Source organism: Rhodomicrobium udaipurense JA643 (assembly GCF_000636015.1).
In the GTDB taxonomy this organism is placed as follows: Bacteria; Pseudomonadota; Alphaproteobacteria; order Rhizobiales; family Rhodomicrobiaceae; genus Rhodomicrobium; species Rhodomicrobium udaipurense.
Genome location: NZ_JFZJ01000056.1, coordinates 1 through 21,788, shown reverse-complemented (window position 1 = coordinate 21,788; position 21,788 = coordinate 1). Strand labels below are relative to the sequence as shown.

The 21,788-nt window shown below is 61.1% G+C and carries 25 protein-coding genes; 11 read left to right on the top strand and 14 right to left on the bottom strand.

Features of this window, described 5'->3' with window-relative positions:
* On the top strand, positions 1 to 277 hold a 277-nt coding region (locus tag T281_RS19105; RefSeq protein WP_037237915.1), incomplete at its 5' end, for a BrxR family transcriptional regulator.
* Between the two features lie 16 nt (positions 278 to 293).
* Here the strand turns inward: T281_RS19105 and T281_RS09740 are convergent.
* The 4 genes from T281_RS09740 to T281_RS09725 all read right to left on the bottom strand — a co-directional run bounded on the left by T281_RS09740 (position 294) and on the right by T281_RS09725 (position 2,339).
* Positions 294 to 542 (bottom strand): DUF6496 domain-containing protein, encoded by a 249-nt coding sequence (locus tag T281_RS09740; protein WP_037237913.1) that lies wholly within the window; start codon positions 540 to 542, stop codon positions 294 to 296.
* Positions 543 to 587: 45 nt separating this feature from the next.
* On the bottom strand, positions 588 to 770 hold the full coding sequence (locus tag T281_RS09735; protein ID WP_037237911.1) for a hypothetical protein: 183 nt from the start codon (positions 768 to 770) through the stop codon (positions 588 to 590).
* 196 nt (positions 771 to 966) lie between these two features.
* Entirely contained in the window at positions 967 to 1,164 is a 198-nt protein-coding gene (locus tag T281_RS19885; RefSeq protein ID WP_037237909.1) for a KGG domain-containing protein, read from the bottom strand.
* Positions 1,165 to 1,592: 428 nt separating this feature from the next.
* Complete coding sequence (locus T281_RS09725) at positions 1,593 to 2,339, bottom strand: matrixin family metalloprotease (RefSeq protein WP_037237908.1); 747 nt, start codon at positions 2,337 to 2,339, stop codon at positions 1,593 to 1,595.
* Positions 2,340 to 2,659: 320 nt separating this feature from the next.
* Here T281_RS09725 and T281_RS09720 point away from each other — a divergent pair, with 320 nt between their 5' ends.
* The 4 genes from T281_RS09720 to T281_RS09705 all read left to right on the top strand — a co-directional run bounded on the left by T281_RS09720 (position 2,660) and on the right by T281_RS09705 (position 6,178).
* A complete protein-coding gene (locus tag T281_RS09720) occupies positions 2,660 to 3,325 on the top strand; it encodes a MotA/TolQ/ExbB proton channel family protein (protein WP_037237906.1) in 666 nt (221 codons plus the stop codon).
* 33 nt (positions 3,326 to 3,358) lie between these two features.
* A complete protein-coding gene (locus tag T281_RS09715; RefSeq protein ID WP_037237904.1) occupies positions 3,359 to 3,865 on the top strand; it encodes an ExbD/TolR family protein in 507 nt (168 codons plus the stop codon).
* Between the two features lie 7 nt (positions 3,866 to 3,872).
* Positions 3,873 to 4,592: an energy transducer TonB family protein gene (locus tag T281_RS17730; protein ID WP_052037329.1), complete on the top strand. Its 720-nt coding sequence runs from the start codon at positions 3,873 to 3,875 to the stop codon at positions 4,590 to 4,592.
* A 149-nt stretch (positions 4,593 to 4,741) separates the two neighbouring features.
* Positions 4,742 to 6,178 carry a coniferyl aldehyde dehydrogenase gene (locus T281_RS09705; protein ID WP_052037328.1) on the top strand — a complete coding sequence of 479 codons (1,437 nt, stop codon included), beginning with the start codon at positions 4,742 to 4,744 and terminating at the stop codon, positions 6,176 to 6,178.
* 170 nt (positions 6,179 to 6,348) lie between these two features.
* On the opposite strand, the gene obgE is transcribed toward T281_RS09705, so the two are convergent.
* From obgE to T281_RS09670, 8 genes are all read right to left on the bottom strand, one after another.
* Entirely contained in the window at positions 6,349 to 7,383 is a 1,035-nt protein-coding gene (gene obgE, locus T281_RS09700; RefSeq protein ID WP_037237902.1) for a GTPase ObgE, read from the bottom strand.
* Positions 7,384 to 7,466: 83 nt separating this feature from the next.
* Entirely contained in the window at positions 7,467 to 7,682 is a 216-nt protein-coding gene (locus T281_RS09695) for a cold-shock protein (RefSeq protein WP_013419197.1), read from the bottom strand.
* An 841-nt stretch (positions 7,683 to 8,523) separates the two neighbouring features.
* Complete coding sequence (locus T281_RS09690; RefSeq protein WP_081796711.1) at positions 8,524 to 9,009, bottom strand: F0F1 ATP synthase subunit B family protein; 486 nt, start codon at positions 9,007 to 9,009, stop codon at positions 8,524 to 8,526.
* 5 nt (positions 9,010 to 9,014) lie between these two features.
* A complete protein-coding gene (locus tag T281_RS09685) occupies positions 9,015 to 9,500 on the bottom strand; it encodes a F0F1 ATP synthase subunit B family protein (RefSeq protein WP_081796710.1) in 486 nt (161 codons plus the stop codon).
* Between the two features lie 173 nt (positions 9,501 to 9,673).
* Positions 9,674 to 9,901: a F0F1 ATP synthase subunit C gene (locus T281_RS09680; protein ID WP_013419194.1), complete on the bottom strand. Its 228-nt coding sequence runs from the start codon at positions 9,899 to 9,901 to the stop codon at positions 9,674 to 9,676.
* 46 nt (positions 9,902 to 9,947) lie between these two features.
* Positions 9,948 to 10,691, bottom strand: coding sequence for a F0F1 ATP synthase subunit A (locus T281_RS09675; RefSeq protein ID WP_037237921.1), 744 nt, complete (start codon positions 10,689 to 10,691; stop codon positions 9,948 to 9,950).
* Between the two features lie 113 nt (positions 10,692 to 10,804).
* On the bottom strand, positions 10,805 to 10,954 hold the full coding sequence (locus T281_RS18260) for an AtpZ/AtpI family protein (RefSeq protein ID WP_081796709.1): 150 nt from the start codon (positions 10,952 to 10,954) through the stop codon (positions 10,805 to 10,807).
* 225 nt (positions 10,955 to 11,179) lie between these two features.
* Complete coding sequence (locus T281_RS09670; protein WP_037237898.1) at positions 11,180 to 11,854, bottom strand: O-methyltransferase; 675 nt, start codon at positions 11,852 to 11,854, stop codon at positions 11,180 to 11,182.
* A 97-nt stretch (positions 11,855 to 11,951) separates the two neighbouring features.
* Between T281_RS09670 and T281_RS09665 the strand changes: the two genes are divergently transcribed.
* Both T281_RS09665 and T281_RS09660 read left to right on the top strand, forming a co-directional pair.
* Positions 11,952 to 12,884, top strand: a complete 933-nt coding sequence (locus T281_RS09665; RefSeq protein WP_052037326.1) for an MBL fold metallo-hydrolase — start codon at positions 11,952 to 11,954, stop codon at positions 12,882 to 12,884.
* An 89-nt stretch (positions 12,885 to 12,973) separates the two neighbouring features.
* Positions 12,974 to 14,692: an HAD family hydrolase gene (locus tag T281_RS09660; protein ID WP_037237917.1), complete on the top strand. Its 1,719-nt coding sequence runs from the start codon at positions 12,974 to 12,976 to the stop codon at positions 14,690 to 14,692.
* 39 nt (positions 14,693 to 14,731) lie between these two features.
* Here the strand turns inward: T281_RS09660 and T281_RS09655 are convergent, their stop codons facing one another.
* Positions 14,732 to 15,427, bottom strand: coding sequence for a glutathione S-transferase family protein (locus T281_RS09655; RefSeq protein WP_037237895.1), 696 nt, complete (start codon positions 15,425 to 15,427; stop codon positions 14,732 to 14,734).
* A 109-nt stretch (positions 15,428 to 15,536) separates the two neighbouring features.
* Here T281_RS09655 and T281_RS09650 point away from each other — a divergent pair, with 109 nt between their 5' ends.
* The 3 genes from T281_RS09650 (at position 15,537) to T281_RS09640 (ending at position 18,592) form a co-directional block, all read left to right on the top strand.
* Positions 15,537 to 16,145 carry a TetR/AcrR family transcriptional regulator gene (locus tag T281_RS09650; RefSeq protein ID WP_037237893.1) on the top strand — a complete coding sequence of 203 codons (609 nt, stop codon included), beginning with the start codon at positions 15,537 to 15,539 and terminating at the stop codon, positions 16,143 to 16,145.
* The gene (locus T281_RS09645) at positions 16,142 to 16,840 is read left to right on the top strand and encodes a glutathione S-transferase N-terminal domain-containing protein (RefSeq protein ID WP_037237891.1); all 699 of its coding nucleotides are present in this window, start codon (positions 16,142 to 16,144) and stop codon (positions 16,838 to 16,840) included. Before T281_RS09650 ends, T281_RS09645 begins: the two co-directional genes overlap by 4 nt.
* A gap of 201 nt (positions 16,841 to 17,041) precedes the next feature.
* Positions 17,042 to 18,592: an OpgD/OpgG family glucan biosynthesis protein gene (locus T281_RS09640; RefSeq protein WP_037237889.1), complete on the top strand. Its 1,551-nt coding sequence runs from the start codon at positions 17,042 to 17,044 to the stop codon at positions 18,590 to 18,592.
* A gap of 389 nt (positions 18,593 to 18,981) precedes the next feature.
* Here T281_RS09640 and T281_RS09630 read toward each other — a convergent pair whose 3' ends face one another.
* On the bottom strand, positions 18,982 to 19,866 hold the full coding sequence (locus T281_RS09630; RefSeq protein WP_155955190.1) for a hypothetical protein: 885 nt from the start codon (positions 19,864 to 19,866) through the stop codon (positions 18,982 to 18,984).
* Positions 19,867 to 20,254: 388 nt separating this feature from the next.
* On the opposite strand from T281_RS09630, the gene T281_RS09625 reads away from it, so the two are divergent.
* Positions 20,255 to 21,229 (top strand): energy transducer TonB family protein, encoded by a 975-nt coding sequence (locus tag T281_RS09625; RefSeq protein WP_155955189.1) that lies wholly within the window; start codon positions 20,255 to 20,257, stop codon positions 21,227 to 21,229.
* The last annotated feature ends 559 nt before the right edge of the window (positions 21,230 to 21,788 follow it).

Genomic DNA, 21,788 nt, shown 5'->3' with positions numbered 1-21,788 from the left:
CGCGGACGCAGCGGACGATAGTCTGTGGCACACGACGTTCACGGCGGTTCTAGTTCCAAACCCCGAGCTTGCGCCGAGGCAGCAGGAGACGATCGCCCTCGATTACGGAATGACGAACGGGCAGGCCGAAATCCCGATCCGACACGCGCTGCTTTACTATTTCAACAAGCGAATGCGCCTCGACGTGCCCGCCGGGATCGACAAGCCGGCCGAGCGGCCTGTCGTGGTGGCGAATATCGAGGCGCTCAGGCAAGCGCTCGACGAGGCGTCAGGTTAGGCGGGCCGTCGCTAACTCAGAGCTGTCCTTCCTTCTGCTGCTTGGCGGTCTTGCCTTCGCGCTCCTTCTTTTTCGTATGGCGAAGGTTTTCGCGATTTTTCTGCGGGCTGTTCTGGTTCGATGCGCCAGCCTCGTTCAGCGCGATCGCAACCGCCTGCTTGCGCGATTTGACGGGCTTACCGCTCCCCGATTCGAGCTCGCCGTGCTTGTATTCATGCATCACGCGCTCGACGACTTCCTTCTGATCGGCGGATTCCTTTGGCATGATCGTCTCCTGTGGCGAACGGCCATGAGGCCGCCCGCCGTCCGCTTACCTGCTGTCGTACGCTGACTGTTCACGGTCACGCGTTGTTTCGCTTCGCTGCACGAGCGACGTGTTCTGACGCTCGCGCCGCCGCTGCATGAAGCGCGAGAGATGCACCAACGCGAAGACGAGCACGATGCCGAGCGTCACGAAGGCAAGGGTCGGGATGATGTTTTCGTTGTTGATCAAATCTTTCCTCCTTGGCGGGGTTCACTGCCCATTGAAAGAGATAACGCGACGCAATCTGGATTGATCCGCAAAAAGAAGAGGCATTTCGGGCTGAAACCTGCGCAAAAAACAAGCTTCTATTGAGGCATTTATTCTAAAATACTAGGCATTCGAACAAAAAAGAAGCGGTGGACGTCGCCACCGCTTCTTTCAGAAACTACTTGTTCTTGTGGCTCTGCTGGCCAGCCTTCACATGCTGTTCGTGCGTACCGCCCTGCGAGGACTTGCTCCCCTGACCGCCCTGAGACTGTCCACTGTGGGACTGCTCGCCGCCCTTTTTTCCTGCTTCGGCGGCGCGTTGCGGGTCGCTCTTGAAGTTGCCGGGATTTTTGTCCTGAGACTGTTTATCAGCCATGACGTAGACTCCATCTGGAACATGCGATCTCTTTTGTATCGCGTGGGAAGGAGAAGGCGTTGAAGCCGGGTAGGTTCCATGGAACGGTTCGGAAAAGATTATTGTCCCAACTCGGGGCATTTGCCCGGAACGTATTTCGAATGAGCGAAGCTTGAGGCAATGGTTATTGTAAGGCGCTGAGAGTATGCTTGTTAAGGCTCCGCTTCTTGTGCCGTAGGCGGAAAAAATATTGGCCAAGCCTGGCTTAAACTTGGAGAGAATGCGTTTCCACTTGGCCGTATGCGTCATAATGTGAGCAATGCCACACGGCGATAGAGATGTCGCTCTTGGGACATGCGACGCCCAGGCGGCTGCAAACCGTGCTGCTAAAAGAATAAAGACGGCCGAGGCCGCCTCCTTTTCGGCAGAACATTCGCGCCGATACCGCCTCAGCGCTCGGTGGCCACGCCATAAAGGCGTTGCACGCCCGCGATGTCCGACGGCTGCAATGTCCGCACCCGCTCATCGTAGCGGTAACCCATGATCGCCCCCGTCGCGTCCGGGTGATCGAGGCCGATGGCGTGGCCTACCTCGTGCGTAAAGGTGTGCCGGAGGTCGTACACATTGAGATTGCCGTCGAAGCCGACCTTCCATGGCGACTTCGGATTGAGGCAGACATAAGCCTGATCGATCGCAACACTGTCGCCGTCATCTGCTAGCGGCGCGCGTTCGGCCGGGGCAGGCACGCCAGGTTTGCCGAGCGCCATGGTCACCGGCGTCGGGATGCCTTTTCCGCTGCGATAGCTGAGATTGGCGAAGGCGCGCCCTCCCGGATCGTTCGCAGCACCGATGACGATCTGGGCCCGGCTCGGATCGGAAACTTCCTCGAACGTGATGTTGGCTACGCTCTCCCAGGTACGAAGGGCCTCGCGCAACTCGGTCTTCGCGGCTTCTTCCGTCACGCCCGGCGAGATCGCCACGATGTCCGCGAAAGAGCGCATATGTGCGCAGTTGCTCGGGCTCAGGATGCTGCGATTGCTTTGCACGGTGTAGGGTGCGGATAGAAGCGCATAGGTGATGACGGTCTTCTTGCCGGGGCCTTCCGGCGACCAGCGCATGGGCCGACCGTCGACCTGCAAGAGCACTCCTGCCTGCGTTGCGACCGCGTTCCCGAGGCAAAGTGCCAGAACGCTCATCAGCAAAGCTCGTCTCATTTCAACCTACTTACTTCCCCTGCCCCCGCAGGATTACGCGAAACACCGCCATTAACTCACGTTTAACACTAACAAATCAAGAACGTGATTGGCGATATAATGAATGCAAGCCTTGGGCCAAACCCGGTTTGTAGCGGTGCTGGGCGGTTTTCGAGAGGGTTAGCCTGCGTCAACGCGGACCATGCCGGCGTGTTTTCGCGGAAGCCATGGTTGCGAAGTCATTCCTCATGGGGCATAGCTTCAGGTAACGCTTGCCGCCTTTGTGGCCTGCGATCCGAACGCCACTTCCCAGAGAGAGCAGCATGGATCACCTCGCGATTGGCGACCTGTTAGCAAATGCCGATCCGGTCGTCAAAGGCGTGATGGCCATTCTCGTCGTCGCGTCTATCGCCTGCTGGACGATCGCGATCGAAAAGTTTGCACGCCTTATCGCTTTCTCCAAAGAGGTCGCGGCGCTTGAGCGCGCGAACCCGGCGGACGGCGCGCCGTCTTCTTGGCTTGTCGCGCGCATGCGCCAGATCGTCGACGAGGAGCCTCGCTCCAACGGCGAACGGCCTTCCGAGTTCAGCGCGCGGCTCGAAAAAAGCCTGCATGGCGAAGCGGCGGCGCAGTTGCAGCGCCTTCAGTCCGGGCTTCCGTTCCTCGCGACTGTCGGCTCGACGGCCCCTTTCGTCGGCCTGTTCGGCACGGTGTGGGGCATCATGCGAAGCTTCGCGGGCATCGCGGCGGCAAAGGATACGAGCCTCGCCGTGGTGGCGCCGGGCATCGCGGAAGCGCTGTTCGCGACAGCCGTCGGCCTTGTTGCCGCCATCCCGGCCGTCATCTTCTACAATCAGATCAATGTGATGCTTGGCCGCGTCGCCGAGCGCTTTGCCGCTGCTTCCACGCGCTACGCGAAGCTCAAGGTTTACGGAGCAGGGCAGGGTGAAACGCCGCGCGAGCCGGTTCTGGCGCAGGCGAGACGCTGATATGGTAATGCGACGCGTGGTTGCGAGGGTTGAATGGCAGGTCTGATCCCCGGAGATGGGTCGTCGCGCCCGCAAACGAAGATCATGGCCGACATCAACGTCACGCCGATGGTGGACGTGATGCTCGTGCTGCTGGTCATCTTCATGGTGACGGCGCCGCTGCTCATGGCGGGCGTGCCGGTGCAACTGCCGAAGACCTCCGCACAGAAGATCGCCAAGCCCGAGAAGCCGGTGATCGTGTCGCTCACCGCAGAGCGCCGCCTTTATATCCGCGACGAGGAAGTGAACGCCGGTTCGCTGGTTCCGCGCCTGTCCTCGATCCATGCGGCCGAGGGCGACGGCTTTGTGTTCCTGCGCGCCGACAAGACGATCCCGTACGGCGAGGTGATGGAGCTTCTGGGTCGCCTCGACGCGTCGGGCTACAAGCGCATCTCGCTGTTGTCAGAAGCGTCCGCCGAAAGCGCGCCTGCGGGCTCGGTCGTGCAGAAGGAGGCGGGAGGCTCCCACGCCGCGCACGGTCAGCCTTCGCCCGCGCAGTGATGCTCCCATGACCGCCATTCCATTAACCCGCATCCGCCTCGCTTCCGCGCTTGCCGCACTCGCCCTTCATGCCGCGCCATTCGCGCTGCTGATGTCCGGCGCCGCCGATTTCGACTCGGACGCGATCCAGTCGGGCACGGGCGTCGACGACCTGACGATCGTGGCGACCATCTCGCTCGACGAGGTGCAGAGCATCGGCCCCGATACGGCGAACGTCGAGCAGAGCGCGGCCTCGGCCGGGAGCGAGCAATCCCCGCCGCCAGAGCCCGAGCCGGTGCAAGAGGCTGAAGAGATTGAGGTTCCCCCGGCGCAGGCTGAGGTCACGCTGCCGAAGAAGGAAGAGGAACAGCCGGAGAAGCTGCGGGAGCAGCCGTCGACGCCCGCGCCTTCGAGCGTGGCACAGGACGAAGCCCGCGCCTCAACACGCGCCTATCAGGCTCGGGTTGCCCAGTTGCTCGCCGCCTATAATCACAAGGTTCATCAGGCGCTCATGCGCAGCGCGTCGCGGCCGAAGAACAGGGAAAAGGGCCGCGTCATGCTCGAACTGACCATCGCGCCGACCGGCGAGCTTCTCTCGCAGCGCGTGGTGAAAAGCTCGGGCGCGAACGACCTTGACGAGACGGCCATGGCGTCGCTGAAGCGCGCGGCACCGTTTCCGCCGATGCCGAACGACATCGCGAAGGGGCCGCGCACCCTGCTTGTGCCATTCGATTACTCGTCCAACTGAAGTTGAAACCGTTGCCTGCGCGCTCTGATGGCTGACAAAACTGTCAGAAAGGCGTGTGGTCTCTTCTCGGGCAGCCCCGTTCGTCTTATCTTCTCGAAAACTCCCGCATATCGGTACATCGAAGCGGGCAACGCGGGGAGAACGGCAGCATGACCACTCTTGAGGCTTTGGACGTCAAACCGCAGTCCCGCCTTGATGCGGTTCTCGACCTTCAGCGCGCGGCCTTTCTGCGTGACGGCGCGCCTGGCCTCGACGAGCGCCGCGACGATCTCAAACGCCTTATCGCCGCCATGAAGGAAAACGCCGACGCCATCGCAATCGCGATCTCCGCCGATTTCGGTTCGCGCTCGAAGCACGAGACGATTGTTGCCGACGTCTGGCCCGTGGTGGCGGGTGCGCGCAACACCCTGAAGCGGCTACCCGGCTGGATGAAGCCCAAGGGCGTCGGCGTCGGCATCGAGCTTCTGCCAGCGCGGGGGCGCATCCTGTATCAGCCGCTCGGCGTGGTGGGCATCATCAGCCCGTGGAACTATCCGTTCCAGCTCGCCATCGCGCCGCTCGTCGCAGCCCTGGCAGCCGGCAATCGCGTCATGCTGAAGCCGTCTGAGCTGACGCCGCGCACGTCGGAGTTTCTGGCCGGGTTCCTCGCGAAGCTTTTCCCGGAGGAAAAGGTCGCGACCGTGCTTGGCGGCGCGGATGTCGGCGCGGCGTTTTCGGCGCTGCCTTTCGATCATCTCTTTTACACCGGCTCAACCGAAATCGGCCGCCGCGTCATGCGCGCCGCCGCCGACAACCTGACGCCCGTCACGCTCGAACTGGGCGGCAAGTCGCCCTGCATCATCGGAGCGGACGCGGATCTCGCCGCCGCCTGCCGGAGCATCGCGTTCGGCAAGCTGTTGAACGCCGGTCAGACCTGCATCGCGCCCGATTACGCGCTGGTGCCGAAGCCGATGCTCGACGATTTCGTCGCGGGTCTCGAAGCCGCGATCCGCGCGCTTTACCCCACGCTCGCGCGTAATCCCGACTACACGAGCATTATCAACGCGCGCCATTACGCTCGCATCTCGCGGCTCGTAGACGAGGCGCGCGAGCGCGGCGAGCGCGTCGTGCAGATCAACTCGGCGTCCGAGCAACTCGCGCCGGAAGCGCGAAAATTCGCGCCGACGCTTGTCATCGAGCCGCCCGCCGACCTCACCGTGATGCGCGAGGAAATCTTCGGGCCGGTGCTGCCGATCCTGTCTTATGACACGCTCGACGACGCGATCGCGTTCGTGAATGCGCGTCCGCGACCGCTTGCGCTGTATTATTTCGGTGTGGGCACGGCGGCCCGCGACCGTGTGCTTGCGCTGACGACCTCAGGCGGTGCGGCGGTGAACGAAACGCTGCTGCATGTCGCGGCGGAGAACCTGCCGTTCGGCGGCGTCGGCGCGTCCGGCATGGGCGCGTATCACGGCGATGCCGGGTTTCGCACCTTCAGCCACGCGAAGAGCGTGTTTCTGCAGAACCGCTTTAACGCGGCGAGCCTGCTTCATCCGCCCTATGGGCGCGCCGCCGATTTCATGCGCAAGTTTCTGCTCGGGCGGTAGGCGAGCGCCCCCGCGTTGTGGGCCGCGAGTGCATGGAGCCCGAGGGCTACCCGGTGAAGGCGGCGGTTCACAATATGCCAGCGAGCAGCCTTCGTTAAGCCGAGTGGACGCCGGAGTTGCTCGCGCACCAAGCGACGCTCGCGCTTGCGAAACGTCGCCAAATACGCGCGCTATAGCTCCGGCTGCCAGGCGACCGGAGCCGGCTTCTCGTCGCGCGTCGGCTCGCGGATGACTTTCGCGAGGCGCAGCAGTGCGTCCCTCACGCCCGATCCCGACACACCGGATATGAGCAGCGGGTTCTTGCGCGCGACGGCCTTGAGCGCGGCGGCCTTCTCGGCGGCAACCTCCGGCGTGACGGCATCGCATTTCGACAGCGCCACGATCTCACGTTTGCGTCCGAGGCCCGCGCCATAGGCCTTCAACTCGCCGCGTATCGTGCGATAGGCGGCCGCGACATCGGGTTCGGTCACGTCGACGAGGTGCAGAATGACGCGACAGCGCTCCACGTGGCCAAGGAAGCGGTCGCCAATGCCAGCGCCCTCATGCGCGCCCTCGATCAGGCCGGGAATGTCGGCGAGCACGAAGTCCGTATCGCCGACTTTGACGACGCCGAGGTTGGGATGAAGTGTCGTGAAGGGATAATCCGCGATTTTGGGCTTTGCCGCGCTGACGGCGGCGAGAAACGTGGATTTTCCGGCGTTCGGCAGCCCGACGATGCCCGCGTCGGCGATGAGCTTCAGCCTGAGCCAGATCGTCAGCTCCGCGCCCTGCTGCCCGGGGTTGATCCGCCGGGGCGCACGGTTGGTTGACGATTTGAAATGTGCGTTGCCGAAACCGCCATTACCACCCGCCGCGATCAAGGCGCGCTGTCCGGGCGTCGTGAGATCGGCGATCAGCGTTTCATTATCTTCCCCGAAGACCTGCGTGCCGGGTGGCACTCGCAGAACGGTATCGGAGCCGCTTGCGCCATGTCGGTTCGCGCCCTCACCCGGTCGGCCGTTCCCGGCCTTGAAGTGCTGCTGGTAGCGGAAATCGATAAGGGTGTTGAGATTGGTGACGCATTCGACATAGACATTGCCGCCACGCCCGCCGTCGCCACCGTCGGGGCCACCGAACTCGATGAATTTCTCGCGCCGGAAAGAGAGGCAGCCACTGCCTCCGTCCCCAGAGCGAATGTAAACTTTTGCCTGATCAAGAAATCGCATAGCTCGCAGTTAAGGAGATTTGCTCTCCGACGCAAGCGACACGGTGAGGTTTTTCAGCCTCGCCGGGCGATTTGGCGGATCGGCTAATCTGCGCGTTCGAGGTTCACAGCCTTCGGGCCCTTGCCCTTCGGATCCGGCTGGGTTTCGTAGGTCACCCGCATGCCTTCATCGAGCATGCCGACGCCCGAGCGCTCGACTGCAGAGATGTGAACGAACACATCCTTGCCGCCTTCGTCCGGCGTGATGAAACCAAAGCCCTTCGCCTGATTAAAGAATTTGACCGTTCCGGTCTGGCGCATGGGATGACACTCCTCTTCCCCAACGAAAAAAACATGGTCTCAGACCATGTTTTAACTTATGCGAGCAAGCGGTATCGGGGGAAGTCATGCGTATCTGTCCCGCTAATGCGGTATTCTATTAAACGCGCAGTTCCACGGGTTCCGATCATTTGCCCGATTGCTGCGAAGTATGCGCGAACGGCTCCATTTCGTAAAGTACCGAGCGATAAGTTTTCAAACACTTTTTGACAACTTGCGACGACTGGTGCTGAACAGCATCAGGTGCCTTGGGCTGTAGCCTACCGGGAACAGGATATATCTGTTCGCGACGCTCTACCGTTGGGCAAGACCCGGGACGGATTGCTAGCGTGGAAAATCTCCAGGCAGGCAACAGACTCTCCTTGGCGCTACATGATGCGTGCCGGTCTGCCAGCATGAGAGGGTCATGCCAGCATGAGAGGGTCGGGCAAGTCGCTGCGAGCGATAACCCACCACAAAAGAAGTGCTGCAGAAAAGCGACAGGCGAGTGCCGCGCCGATCCGATCAGGTCGAATTAGCCGGATCGGTGGTGGCATCGGTGACTTCAAGAAAAGAGAGCTTTACCGATTGGATTGCGATCCCGATCGGAAGGGGCAAAGGTGCCTCGCACCGCTGTTAAGAACGCCGATAGTGCGCGTTCGGACAGGTGAGGCGCTGGAGATAAACTATCTAACTTGCCGCCGCTCGCTGCATCCGCGTGCGGATGGGCGAAGCATTCTGCCGAGGCGCGGGATAGCATGTGGGTTTTTTGAAACGCGATAACGAGAAACGCCCGCTGTCACGTGACAGCGGGCATCTCGAACCATGGGAAGGCGGCGCCTGTTTAATGAAGGCGCTTCTTGATGCGATCGAGACTGGCCGTGATCGTATTCTCGGCGATCTTGCCCGTGACCTTATGCTGGAGAAGCTGCTCTGCGGCCGAAACCGCAAGCTCTGCGGCCTGCGCGCGGATCTGCTTGCGAGCCTTTTCCTCCTCGAGCTTGATCTTCTGCTCGGCAACGGAGAGACGGCGCGTGATCAACTCGTCGAACGAAGCCCGAGCCTCAGTGGCGTAAGCTGCCGCCTCTCGCTCCGCCTGCGCGATGATTTCACCCGCTTCGATTTCAGCGTTTGCCGCCCGCTGCTTGTAATCCGCGAGCAGGGTCTCGGCTTCGGCGCGAAGCTTCCGCGCCTCTTCAAGTTCCCGACCGATGGCGTCGGAGCGCTGATCGAGCGCTTTCAAAGCCATGCCTGGAACATTGTAATACAGGATGAGACAAATGAAGAGAACGAAGGCGATAGCAACCCAGACTTCAGGATCCATCAACATGCTAGTCACTCCTTAGATCCTTGGCGAAGCGCCTCTCGAACCTCGTTTTCAGTGACGTCGATGCCCGCCAATTCCTTGACGATGTCGCTGACAACATCTGCGGTCATGGCTTCCATCTGGCTGGAAGCTTTTTCAAGAACGGCCTTGACCTTGTTCTCTGTCTCGGCGGCCTTGGCTGCAAGCTCGGCTTCGAGCACCCGCCGTTTATCGTTGAGCTCCGCTTCGAGCTTTTCTCGGGCACTCCGGATCGTACCGTTGCCCTTCGCCTTGGCGTTGGCGAGTTCGGACTCGTAGATTTGAGCTTGCTGATCTGCCGCAGCCTGCGCCTCGCGGGCGGCCGAGAGATCGCCGTCGAGTTTCGCCTTGCGGTCGGCGAGAACTCTCGCGATGCGCGGTAACGCAAGGCGGGAAAGCGCGATATAGAAAAGCGTGAAGATAATCGCCAGCCAGATCAACTGGGGAGCGAAATCGCCGGGTTGCAGTTGTGGCATGGAAAAAACCGCCTGTGCGCTAGGAGATGGCGCCGCTAGAACAGAATCCGATCAGGTTAAGGCAACCTGATCGGTGAATCGTCTCTAAACTTTAAACCGAAGCCGTTTCTTATGAACGGATTGCCACGCAATCCGTTCGGAAAGGGCTTCTGGCGCCGCCAGTTCTTCGTTAATCAGAACACGAACAGAAGGATAAGCGCGACCACGAGGCCGAACAGACCCGTCGCTTCGGCCAGCGCAAAGCCGAGGAGAAGGTTCGGGAACTGGCCCGGAGCGGCAGACGGATTGCGCAGCGCGCCCTGCAGGAAGTTGCCGAAGATGCTGCCGATGCCGATACCGGCGCCGATCAGGGCCGAGCAGGCGAGGCCCGCGCCGATGAGCTTGGCTGCTGCTGGATCCATAACGAAATCTCCTATTCGATCGTTCGGTTGAGTGGCTGGGAGTTAATCAGTGCGAGCCCGCATGAAGTGAGTCGCTGAGGTAGATGCAGGACAGCACCGCGAAGACGTAGGCCTGCAGGAACGCAATCAGGATTTCGAGGCCCATGAGAAGGACCATGAAGATGAGAGGCACGCCACCGGCGGCCAAGCCGACATTCACGCCAAGTCCCACCACGAAGCTGCCGAAGACGGCAAGCATGGTGTGGCCCGCCATCATGTTCGCAAAAAGACGAACCGAGAGGCTGATGGGGCGGGTGAAGTAGGAGATGATCTCGATGACCGAAATCAGCGGCAGAAGCGCGATCGGAACACCGGATGGCACGAACAGCTTCAGGAAGCCGAAGCCGTGCTTGAAGATGCCGATGAGAGTCACGCCGACGAACACGAAGGCCGCGAGCGCGAACGTGACGATGATGTGGCTCGTCACCGTGAATTGCCCAAGACCCGGGATCGGGATCATGCCGAGCAGGTTCAGCGAAAGGATGAACATGAACAGCGTAAAGATGATCGGGAAATAAGGCATTCCCGATGTTCCGGCGTTCTGGCGGACCATGTTCGCCACGAACTCATACGAAATTTCGCCGAGCGATTGAAGGCGGCCCGGCACGAGCTTGGCGCCGGCGGTGCTGAAAACGAGGAACGCCGTCACCAGCGTCGTCGCAATCACCATCCACAGCGACGCGTTGGTGAACGACGCGTCGTAGCCGAACAGCTCAATCGGCGTGTAGCGGTTGATGACGAACTGGTGCATGGGGTCGAAGCCCCCGCCGCCGTGATGGCCGCCATCTTGCGTGGCGGCATGCGCCGCACTGATAAACCAATCGATCATAGCAATCCCCGCCGAGCCGGAAGACTCAGCCGTTTCTACTTGTCACCCATCCTCTGGGCCTCGCGGATCACATTCAGAAACCCGGCAGCGATGCCGAGAAACAGGAACACCACTATAAAGAAGCGGGTGTCAAGCCACTGATCCAAGGCCCAGCCGATAAAGCCCCCCACGAACACACCTGCCACCCATTGCCTTCCGGATCGAGCTTTCTTTCCAGCTCCCTCAGCCGCTCTCGCAAGCTTTCGCTTGTCTCGGGCGAACTTTTTCGGTCGCCCTGATCGCCGTCGCCGGAGGGATTCATAGAAGCCCGATCACGTTAGGAATAATAAGCGCGTATAAAATTTCAGGTCGTTTCTAAGCTACGCTACAAAGCGAAGTCAACCACCGCGTTGCGGTGCGGCAAATGAATTTCATCGGCCCTCCCGCACAACCGCAAGTGCGAGGCCGTCGTGAGACTTCACACCTACAGTCTGGATGATGGTTGCGTCGACGGCCGGATGAGCGGCGAGCGCGTCGGAAAGGCGCTTCACGCCCGCCACGGCTGGATTTTCCGCGCGCGCCGGATCGATCACCGCGCCATTTCGGATCACATTATCCGCGACGATCATCGTTCCCGGCTTCGAAAGCTGCAACGACAGCTCGAAATAGTCGAGATACGGTTCCTTGTCGGCGTCGATGAAAATAAAGTCGAATGGCGGCTCGCCTGAATCGATGAGTCGGGGCAAGATGTCGAGCGCCGCGCCCTCGCGCACCTCCACCGCTTCGGAAAGGCCAGCGCGGGCGAGGTTCTTTCGCGCGACGGCGGCATGGCGCGGATCGACTTCGAGGGTAATCATCCCGCCGTCCTCAGGAAGCGCGCGGCCGAGCCAGATCGCGCTGTAGCCGCCGAGCGTGCCGATTTCCAGAATGCGCCGCGCGCGCACCGCCCTCGCGAGCACGAACAGCAAGCGCCCGAGAACCGGCGAGACGCTGATTCCCGGCATCCCCGCCGCCTTCATATCCGCGACCGCCGCGGCGAGCGCCTCGTCCTCCTTCGCGAACAGACCCTCGATATAGCCGTCGACGGCGGAAAAGATGTCGGTCATCGGAGACTCCTTGCGCTCTGCCGCGCGGGGTTTTGCATTGACAAACGCGCCCCGCGCCCAAAGCTCTTCGCAACGATACGTTATTTTAGAGGTTTCCTTGACGAATCCCAACCACAAGACGCCGTCCTTTTCGCGGGAGATGCCGTTCGAATACGGCAAGCTGGAGCGGATCGCGCCGGGCGTGCGGCGCATTGTGTGCGAGAACCCGGGTCCGTTCACGTTCAAGGGCACGAATCTGTATGTGGTTGGCGAGGGCGATGTGGCGGCGATCGATCCCGGACCGGCGGGCGGTGCGCAGGTCGACCTGCTGTTGGACGCGTTGCGCCAGACCGGCGAGCGGGTGGCCCACATTATACTCACGCACTGCCACGCAGATCATAGCGGCGCGGCGGCGGCACTGAAGGAGCGGACCGGAGCGCCGACTTACGGAATGGCGCGCAAGATCGACGATCCTGTCATCGGCAAGCGCGGCCCGTCCGGCGGCGACTTCGTGATTCCCGTGGCCTTCGATGTGCCGCTCCTCCACGCCGACACGGTGCGCGACGCGAGCTTTGAACTCCACGCGGTGCATACGCCGGGACACGCGCCGGATCACCTCTGCTTCCGCCTCGCGGACGGCGACATCCTTTTCTCGGGCGATACGGTGATGGGCTGGAACACGAGCGTCGTCGCCCCGCCGGAAGGGAACATGGGCGATTATCTGCGGTCGCTCGACATGCTGATCGGCCGAAACGACGCGGTTTATTTCCCCGCGCATGGCGGCCCGGTGCGTGAGCCGCAGCGCTTCGTGAAGGCGCTGATCTTCCACCGTCGCTGGCGCGAGCTTGAAGTGCTGGAGGCGTTGCGGGCGGGCGCCACGAGCATCGGCGACATGGTGCCGCGCATCTACAACGGTCTTGAGCCGGCGCTCGTGCCCGCCGCCGCGCTTTCGGTGTTCGCGACACTTGAACATCTCGTCGAAAAGCAGTTGGTGGCGGCAACGAGGCCCGGTTCGCTCGACATGGCGCAGGAGTTCGCGCTTCTCGGATGACGGGGCGAGCCGGGAGTGCGAGCCCGGCGGAACGTAACCTTCGCCCCACAGGTTTCCTTCGATGACACGGATTGTCGTCGGAGGATTTTGTGTATTTTCTCGCTCTTGCTGCCGACTTCGACGGCACCATTGCCCAAAACGGCGTTGTGGACGATGCGACCTTCGAAGCGCTCAGAAACCTAAAAGAGAGCGGGCGTCGGCTCATCCTTGTAACGGGCCGCCAACTCGGCGAACTTGCGGATACATTTCCCAAATATGAAGTGTTCGACCGCGTCGTGGCCGAGAATGGCGCGGTGGTCTACGATCCGGCGACGAAGCAGAAGACGCTTGTTTGCCAGGCCCCGTCACCCGCTTTCGTCGCGGCGCTGAAGGCGCGGCAAATCGAGCCGCTGTCGGTCGGCGATTGCATCGTCGCGACGTGGGAGCCGAACGAAAAAGCCGTCCTCGAAATCATTCGCGAGCAGGGGCTCGGCCTTCAGATCAGTTTCAACAAGGGGGCGGTGATGGTGCTGCCCTCGGGCGTGAACAAGGCGACGGGGCTCAAAAGCGCGCTCGACGATCTCGAATTGTCGCCGCACAACGTCATGGCCGTTGGAGATGCCGAAAACGATTTCCCGTTCCTTCGCATGTGCGGATGCGCGGTTGCTGTGGTGAATGCGCTGCCGAGCGTGAAGAAAGCCGCCGATGTCGTGCTCGACAAGCCGCGCGGCGAAGGTGTGCGCGACCTCGTGGATCGGATCTGCCGCGAGGACTCCGCCATCGCGCCGAGGACGAAGCGCGCGATTCGCATGGGCCAGGATCGCGACGGCCGCGCGATCACCATCGACCCGGAAGAAGGTTGCGCGCTGATCGCGGGGAGTTCCGGCATCGGCAAGTCCACGCTCGCGACGGCTTTGACGGAGCGCATGCATGAGGCGGAGTTTCAGTTTTGCGTTTTCGACCCGGAAGGCGATTACGACGACCTCGATCATGCCGTTTCGGTCGGCGGGGTGAAAGAGCCGCCGAATCGCGCGCAGCTTCTGAAGCTTTTGCACAAGGTGGATGCGAACGTCGTGGTGAACACGCAGGCGATACCGGTCGAGGATCGGCCGCCTTTCTTCGCGAAGCTTTTTCCGCATTTTTCTTCGCTGCGCGCCGAGACCGGGCGCCCGCACTGGCTCCTCATCGACGAGGCGCATCACCTCCTGCCGCAGCGCCGCGAAGGGCTTGAGCGCGTGCTGCCGAACGACTTGCGCGCGGCGATCCTCATCACGGTTCATCCCGAAGCCGTCGCGGTCGAGATTCTCAACAGCGTGAGAACCGTGTTCGCGTTAGGCGAAGGCGCGGCGGACGTCATCTCGGGCTTCAGCCGGGCAATCGGCGCAATTCCGCCCGCGAGCTTTCCCGCGTTCGACCCCGAGGAGGAGGTGCTGGCTTACACCGTTCGCGACGGCCGTGTAACGCCGGTCATCCCGGACCGGCCGAAGCGTATGCAGAAGCGTCACAGCCGCAAATACGCGGAAGGCCAACTCGGCGAGGATCGGAGCTTCTTCTTTCGCGGGCCGGATAACGCCCTCAATCTGCGCGCCCAGAATTTGATGATCTTCCTCCAGATGGCCGACGGCGTGGATGACCGCACGTGGGAGTTTCATCGGCAGGGCGCGCATTATTCCGAATGGTTCCGAACCGCGATCAAGGACAAGGGGCTCGCGGACGAAGCGGCAAGCATCGAGCAGGACGCGAGTCTCGATCACCGGGAAAGCCGCAGGCGCATCCGCGAGGCCGTTCTCGCGCGCTATACGGGACCGGCGAAGTCCGACGAGCATTAGCCAAGCGGCAACGGCGCCCGCCGCCGCTTGGCCTTGGCTTTAAGCGCCCGCGTTCTCGCGACCGAGATGCCTGAACATGTGGCGGCGGGCCTCGTCATCCGTTTCGGTCACGAAGGTGAAGCCGTCCTTCAGCGCGAGTGCGCGCTGGGCTGCGGGCCGCTTCTCGATCTCGTCGCAATGGCGCTTGAGATAAGGAAACTTCGCCCACGCGCCTTCGCCCAGCACACGTTCCACATTCCGCGACCAGGCCCACACGGCCATGTCCACGATGGTGTAGGCGTAGCTCACCATATGACGACGATTTTTGAGCCGGTCGTCGAGGATGCGGAAGTGCCGCTCGGCCTCGAAGAAATAGCGCTGCTCCGCATAGGGCACCTTTTCCGGCGCGTAATGCCGGAAATGGACGGCCTGCCCGGCGAATGGGCCAACGCCGGTTCCGACGAACTCCAGCCATGACAGCAACTCGCCGCGCGCCGCCCAGGTGTTGTTCGGCGGCAGAAACTTGCCCGTCTTGTCCGCGAGATAAAGCAGGATCGCGGTCGAATCGAACACGGCATGACCGCCGTCAACAATGACCGGCACCTTGCCGTTCGGGTTCAGCGCGAGGAATTCCGGCGCAAACTGCTGACCGAGCCGCACATCTACGGGGATGGCCTCGAAGGGAATCGCGGCTTCCTCCAGAAACAGCGCCACCTTCATCGGGTTCGGCGTGGGGTTGAAATAGAACTTCAGCATCGGGGCTCTCCTTGCGTGACGCGTTTTCTGCACGGGAGGTGGTTGCAAGCGGCGCGCGCGACAATATATTTTAGATCGATCGCTCTAATTCAATGGTAAATGAAGCCGCATGAGCCGCCCGCGCGCATTCGATGAGGAGAAGGTGCTTGAAGCCGCCGCCGCCTGTTTCTGGGCGAGGGGCTTCGCGGCAACCTCCGTGCGCGACCTCGCGGGCGCAATGGGCATCACCGGCGCGAGCCTTTACAACGCTTATGGCGACAAGCGCGGCGTGTTCGAGGCGGCGCTTTATTATTATTGGAATACGGGGGCGCGCGCCCGTATGGCAGCCATCGAGGCGCAGACGAGCGGGCTTGCCGCCATCGAGGCGTTCTTCGCGGCCGGGATCGAGCGCGCGACCGCCGATTGCGAGCGCAAGGGCTGCCTGATCGTCAATTCCGCGCTCGACGTCGCGCCGCACGATCCCGGTCTCGCCAATGTGATCGCGGGCTATCTCATGGAGATCAAAAGCTTCTTCGTGTGGCACATCCAGACCGCCACGGAGCGCGGCGAGTGCCCGAAGGCCATCAATCCCCAGACCCACGCCGCGAATCTGCTCGCGGTGCACATGGGGCTTCGCGCGCTCTCGCGCTGTTATCCTGAGCGCGCGTTTCTTGAAGCGGCGGTAGCGCCTGCGCTCGCCGCGCTTCGCAACCATTCTGACAAGGAGGAAGTCGCATGATCGAGCTTTATTATTGGCCGACGCCGAACGGTCACAAGATTACTCTGTTTCTGGAAGAAACGGGGCTTCCCTATGAAATAAAACCGGTTAACATTGGCGCTGGCGACCAGTTCAAGCCCGAGTTTCTTGCGTTCTCGCCTAACAACCGCATGCCCGCGATCATCGACCGCGAGCCGAAGGACGGCGGTGCGCCGGTCACTGTTTTCGAGTCGGGCGCGATCCTGCTTTATCTCGCGGAGAAGACGGGCCAGTTCCTGTCCGCCGATGTGCGCGGGCGGTTCGACGCGCTGCAATGGCTGTTCTGGCAGATGGGGGGGCTCGGGCCGATGGCGGGGCAGAACCATCACTTTGTGCAGTACGCGCCGGAGCGCATTCCCTACGCCGTTGAGCGCTACGTGAAGGAGACGAACCGCCTCTACGGCGTGCTCGACAGACGGCTCGCCGACCGCGAGTTCATCGCGGGCGACTATTCCATCGCCGACATGGCGAGCTATCCGTGGATCGTGCCGTACAAGAAGCAGCAGCAGAACCTCGACGATTTTCCGCATCTGAAGCGCTGGTTCGATGCCATCCGGGCGCGGCCCGCCACGGAACGCGCCTATGAGAAGGGTGCGGCGATCAGCAACACTTCGGTCATGACGGAAGAGGGGAAGAAGATCCTCTTCGGCCAGACGGCGGGCGTCGTGAAGCGATAGGCTGGACGGCGACTCCAGCAACCGGCATTGACGGGGGCGGGACGCCGACCCCGATTTTTCAGGCGATGACGGTCCGCGCGGTTGATAAGTTCGCGATTGCCGCAATGTACGCGCAAGGCCGTCACGTCACGGTCAAAATCGCGGCGGGTTTTTATTTCGCCGGAGAATACGCGTTCGGTAGAGATATAAAGCGGAGATCGCATGATGGATCGTCGGGCATTTTTGGTGGGCACGGCTGCCGCGGCGCTCGCGTCGAAGGCTTTCGCAGCCGAGGGCGCGGGGGTCTTGTCCGGGCCGCAAATTCCCTTCTCGTTCGACAAGCTCATCGCCGACGCCAAGGCGCTCTCCGAAAAGCCGTTCGAGAAGGCGCAGGTGAAGGAGCGCGACACGCTGGAACGGCTCGATTTCGACGAGCATCAGCAAATCCGCTTCCGCTCCGATTCGGCGATATGGGTGAAGGGCGACGGCCCCTATCCGATCGAGCTGTTTCACCCCGGCAAATGGTTCAAGGAGCCGGTGCGCATCTTCGTCGTGGATGGGGCGAGCGCGCGCGAAGTTAAATACAGCCCCGACCTCTTTTCTTATGGCACGAGCGAATTCGCGAAGGCGCTTCCGCCGGACACGGGGTTCGCCGGTTTCCGTGTGATGACCGCGCCCGGCGTGCCGGACTGGCTCGCGTTCCTCGGCGCCTCCTATTTCAGAAGCCCGGCCGAGACGGGGCAATACGGCCTTTCGGCGCGCGGCCTCGCCATCGACACCGCACTCAACCGGCCCGAGGAGTTCCCGCGCTTCACGCAGTTCTGGCTGGAGAAACCGGCGGACGGGCGCAAGGGCGTGATCGTGAACGCGCTTCTCGATTCGCCGAGCGTCACCGGCGCTTATCGCTTCGATGTCGAGCATCCCGGCCGCACCGTGATGGACGTTCGCGCGCATCTTTTCCCGCGCACGGACATCGAGCGCGTCGGCATCGCGCCGCTCACCAGCATGTATTGGTACGGCAAGCCGAATCGGAAGGTTGCGGTTGACTGGCGGCCGGAAATCCACGACAGCGACGGCCTCAGCATCTGGTCGGGCGGCAATGAACGCATCTGGCGGCCGCTCAACAACCCGCGCTCGATCCAGACGAGTTCATTCTACGACACCAACCCGAAGGGATTCGGCCTCCTTCAGCGCGAACGCAATTATTCGCAGTATGAAGACGATGGCGCGTTCTACAACAAGCGGCCCGACGTTTGGGTGGAGCCGCAGGGCGACTGGGGCGAAGGCGCGGTGCAACTCGTCGAGATCCCGACCGACGACGAAATCCACGACAACATCGTCGCCTATTGGACGCCGAAGGAGCCATTCAAGCGCGGGCAGCATCGCGAGGTGCGCTACAAGCTTTACTGGAGCCTCGAAGAACCGTTCCCGTCGCCGCTCGCGAAGGTAGTCTCGACGCGCGTCGGGGCGGGGGGCATTCCGGGGCGTCCGCGCCCGCGCGGCCTCGTGAAATATGTCGTCGATTTTGAAGGCGGCAAGCTTTCCGAGCTTCGGCGGCGCGGCGACATCGATGTTGTCATCACGGTTCCGACGGGGCGCGTGGAGCGCGAGGCGGTTTACCCCGTGGTGGACAGCGAGCGTTGGCGGGTGATGTTCGACTACACAGCCGCGTCGGAAACGCCCGTCGACATCCGCGTATATCTCAAGAAAGGCAATGACGCGTTGAGCGAAACCTGGCTGTTCCAGCACCTCGCTTCGCTCGCGACATTATAGGCCGGATCAACCTACCCGCGTTGGAGCGCGTCATCAGCGCGGGTCTGCAGTTGGCTTCGTCGGCCCGGCTTCGCCGGGTTATCCATCCCGCTTCTGAAAACCTCTCACGATCCAACGGAAGGTCCAACCTGTCCCGAGAAGGGAAAGAGGGAACAAAATTCCTACGCCAAAAAAACGCGCGGCTGCTTCCTTTACTTCCGATTTCGTTTCTTCTTGCGTAAGGGGGCGATAAGATCCCCCACTATCAGTGTCATAGGCATACTTCTGGGTTGTCGTTAAGGCGACAACCATGTTGATGGACGAACCGATTAGCAGAATCGCGGTTATGACGATCCAAATCCGAAAAAAGCCACGCGACCACCTTCCCATTGTAAATCCCCCGATGAGCTTCAATTGCACGTTCGCGTATCGAAGCGAAGCCTATCAATCAAAGACCCGTCCGGTCTCGTATACACATGCTCCATCGTCGCACCGGCGTTGATTACGGGCATAAGGGGCGCGACGCAATTTCTTCGCTTAAGGTCTGTTTTGTATGGCGCCGGAAGTGCAGCGATAGCCGCCGCAGTTTCATAGGTGTACCGCAGGGTAGAACCATCAGCTACTACGCTTTTGAGAACGGTTTCGTTATCGACGCGATGTGGGGTCTGAAAGCCTGATGCCAACTCCGTCAAGATAGCGTCGATACCGCGCGAATAGATACGCATCTCAAACCCGGCTTGATCCAAAGCGGGATCTTGGCTGACTTGCTGGGCAAATCGTTGCACGGCCTCTTTCGTAGAATTAGCTGCGACCCCGGATGCAATGAGCAGGGAAACCCCCGTGAAAACCCCACCCCATCCCCTCATAAAAGGCGTCGATTTGATACCGCTGATTGTCCTATTTTTAGGCGGCATGAATAGCAGCCAAAGAAACCCCAGCGGTATGAAGGGCAGATAGGCATACTTAGCGACCCCGTACGCATCGCGTGATCTTTTCTTTGATATGGCGCAGATAAGAAACCCGATAATAATAACCGAAAAAAACTGGATACAAACGATAACCCAAAAATATCCGCCGACTAGAGCATTGCGCATTAGATGCACAGAGAACAGACCAAGAAAATTCGAAGCGAGTAAAATTGCAGAAAAATAAACAAAATAAGAAACCCTTGATAATGTTGCATTTGTTTGGTAGGCAAATCCGCATGCAAATGCGCCAAACAATACTAGCGCCAGCGATATGATATTTGACTCACCGTCCGATAGCGCTCCGTACTTCAAAGCCAGCGCTTCCATTCAACACCCCACTATAAAACGATCTAAAACTGTAAAACTGTTAAGGCTCGTTTCGTAGCAGAAATGCAGCCCTTGCCGCAACTCCGCCACCGCGCGGGCGTAGGTGTGCTCCTGAGCGTCTGCGAATCGCTGCAAATCGAAAGCTACAGGGCTATTTCTTGTCATGATCTCTGCCGCGGCCGCTCTTTCGCCCGACATATTTGATGGCGCGAGTGGGTTCTCCTCAAATGGTGTTGAGAGGGCGAGAGAAAACTATTCAACTCTGCCGCGAAGCAGATAGATTTCGCGCGTGACGTCCTTGGCCAACATCGCTCACAGCCTTCGCATTCCGGAAGCCGATTCTGGACGTGCCGCGCCGACAGGTCGCGGATGGGGAGGTTTTTCTCTCGTGGCGGAGCGCGCGACGCGAGCGGCCGATCGCGTGGGGGCGGTGTCGTCGCCGCTTTTCGCGCGCACGCCGATCCCATCCGGAGCGTTGCCGCGCGCTTGCGATCTTGTGCCCGAGCGGACAGCGCTTCCACCGCTGCGGGGGTCACAGCGCGCGATCATCGCGACAATCATGGCGGCGCTGGCGCTGCATCTTCTTTTGATCGCTCCGCTGATTCCCTTGTCGGCGCCCAGCCCTGAGGACGACGCGACACAGCGTCTCGGCATGGAGACCGGCGAGCCGCTGAATGTGACCGTCATTTCGGCGGATGATTTAAAGCGCCTTAGCTCGGATCCGTTCAAGCAACAGGGGAGCAACGCGCCCGAGCCGGCGCCACCTGCGCCGCCGCAGCCGGAAATGCAGGCGGAGCCGACGCCGCCACAGCCTGTGCAGGAGGCGCAGCAGTCGCCTGAACAGCAGCAGCAAAAGCCTGAGCCTCTTCCACAGGAGCAGAAGACGGCGTCTGCGTCACCCCTTGAGTCCAAGTCGGACGAGAAGGAAAAGCCGTTCGATCCCGAGAGCTTCGCCGCGGCGGCAACGAGACGATTCTCCCAGCAGCTCGACCATGCTTTCCAGAAAACGGAGCAGCGTGAAGCATCGCGGCGCCCAGCCACGCGGGCGGGCAATGTGAAGGCGTTCCGCCCCGGCGCGTCGTCGAGCGGCAAGTCGAACGAGTTCGAACGCGCGGTTATCTGGGCGCTGGCGGGCACGAAGCCCATGGGTAACGGCAAATGGGGTAGCGTGGTCGTCACTTTTGCAGTGGGCGAGACGGGCCGCGTGGACGGCCTGCGCCTCATGAAAAGCAGCGGCGATAACTGGCTCGACCAGGGCGCTTTGATGGCCGTTCGGCAGGCGCGACTGCCGACGCCGCCTTCCGGTTTGACCGTCGGGGATCGCACATTCGTGGTGGAATATATCTCGACGCCTAAATTGTAGCTGCGGGGCTTGTGCGAAGCTGACCGTGCTGGGGCAATACCGGTTTTCCCACGAATTCCACAAGCGCGCGTTTTAAGCGTTGACAGAGGGCAGCCCTGTGGCTAGAAAACGGCCTCCAGCGATTGACCAAGTCATTGAGAAATCGCGGGAAGCTTCCCCGAAATCAGAGAAGCAATAATCAGTCTTCGGATTGATTGGCGATCTGGCTTCGGTTCGAACCGCAAATTTTTTCAGGAACGACCTTCTTGATATCACTTGCTGGTTCGATTAGATAATACTCCCCCTGCCGCTTATCGGGCCTTTTCGATGGAGGTGGGGACAGCTTCCTTAGCAAGGGACGTGGCCGTGAGCCAGTTGCAAGACTGGCGATGGTGGGTCTTTGTCGGGAGGGTGTTGTTGAGCGAATTTCCTGGTTGGTTTGTTTTAAAAAACAGCTTGACGGGGTTAGCTTAGCGGGGTAGGTAGCGTGCTCCGCGGTTTTGAAGGTTTCGGGACGGCGGTTACTTCGGGATTACTTGGGTCTACTGTTAGTCTTCTTGATTGACTTAGGTTTGAGCTT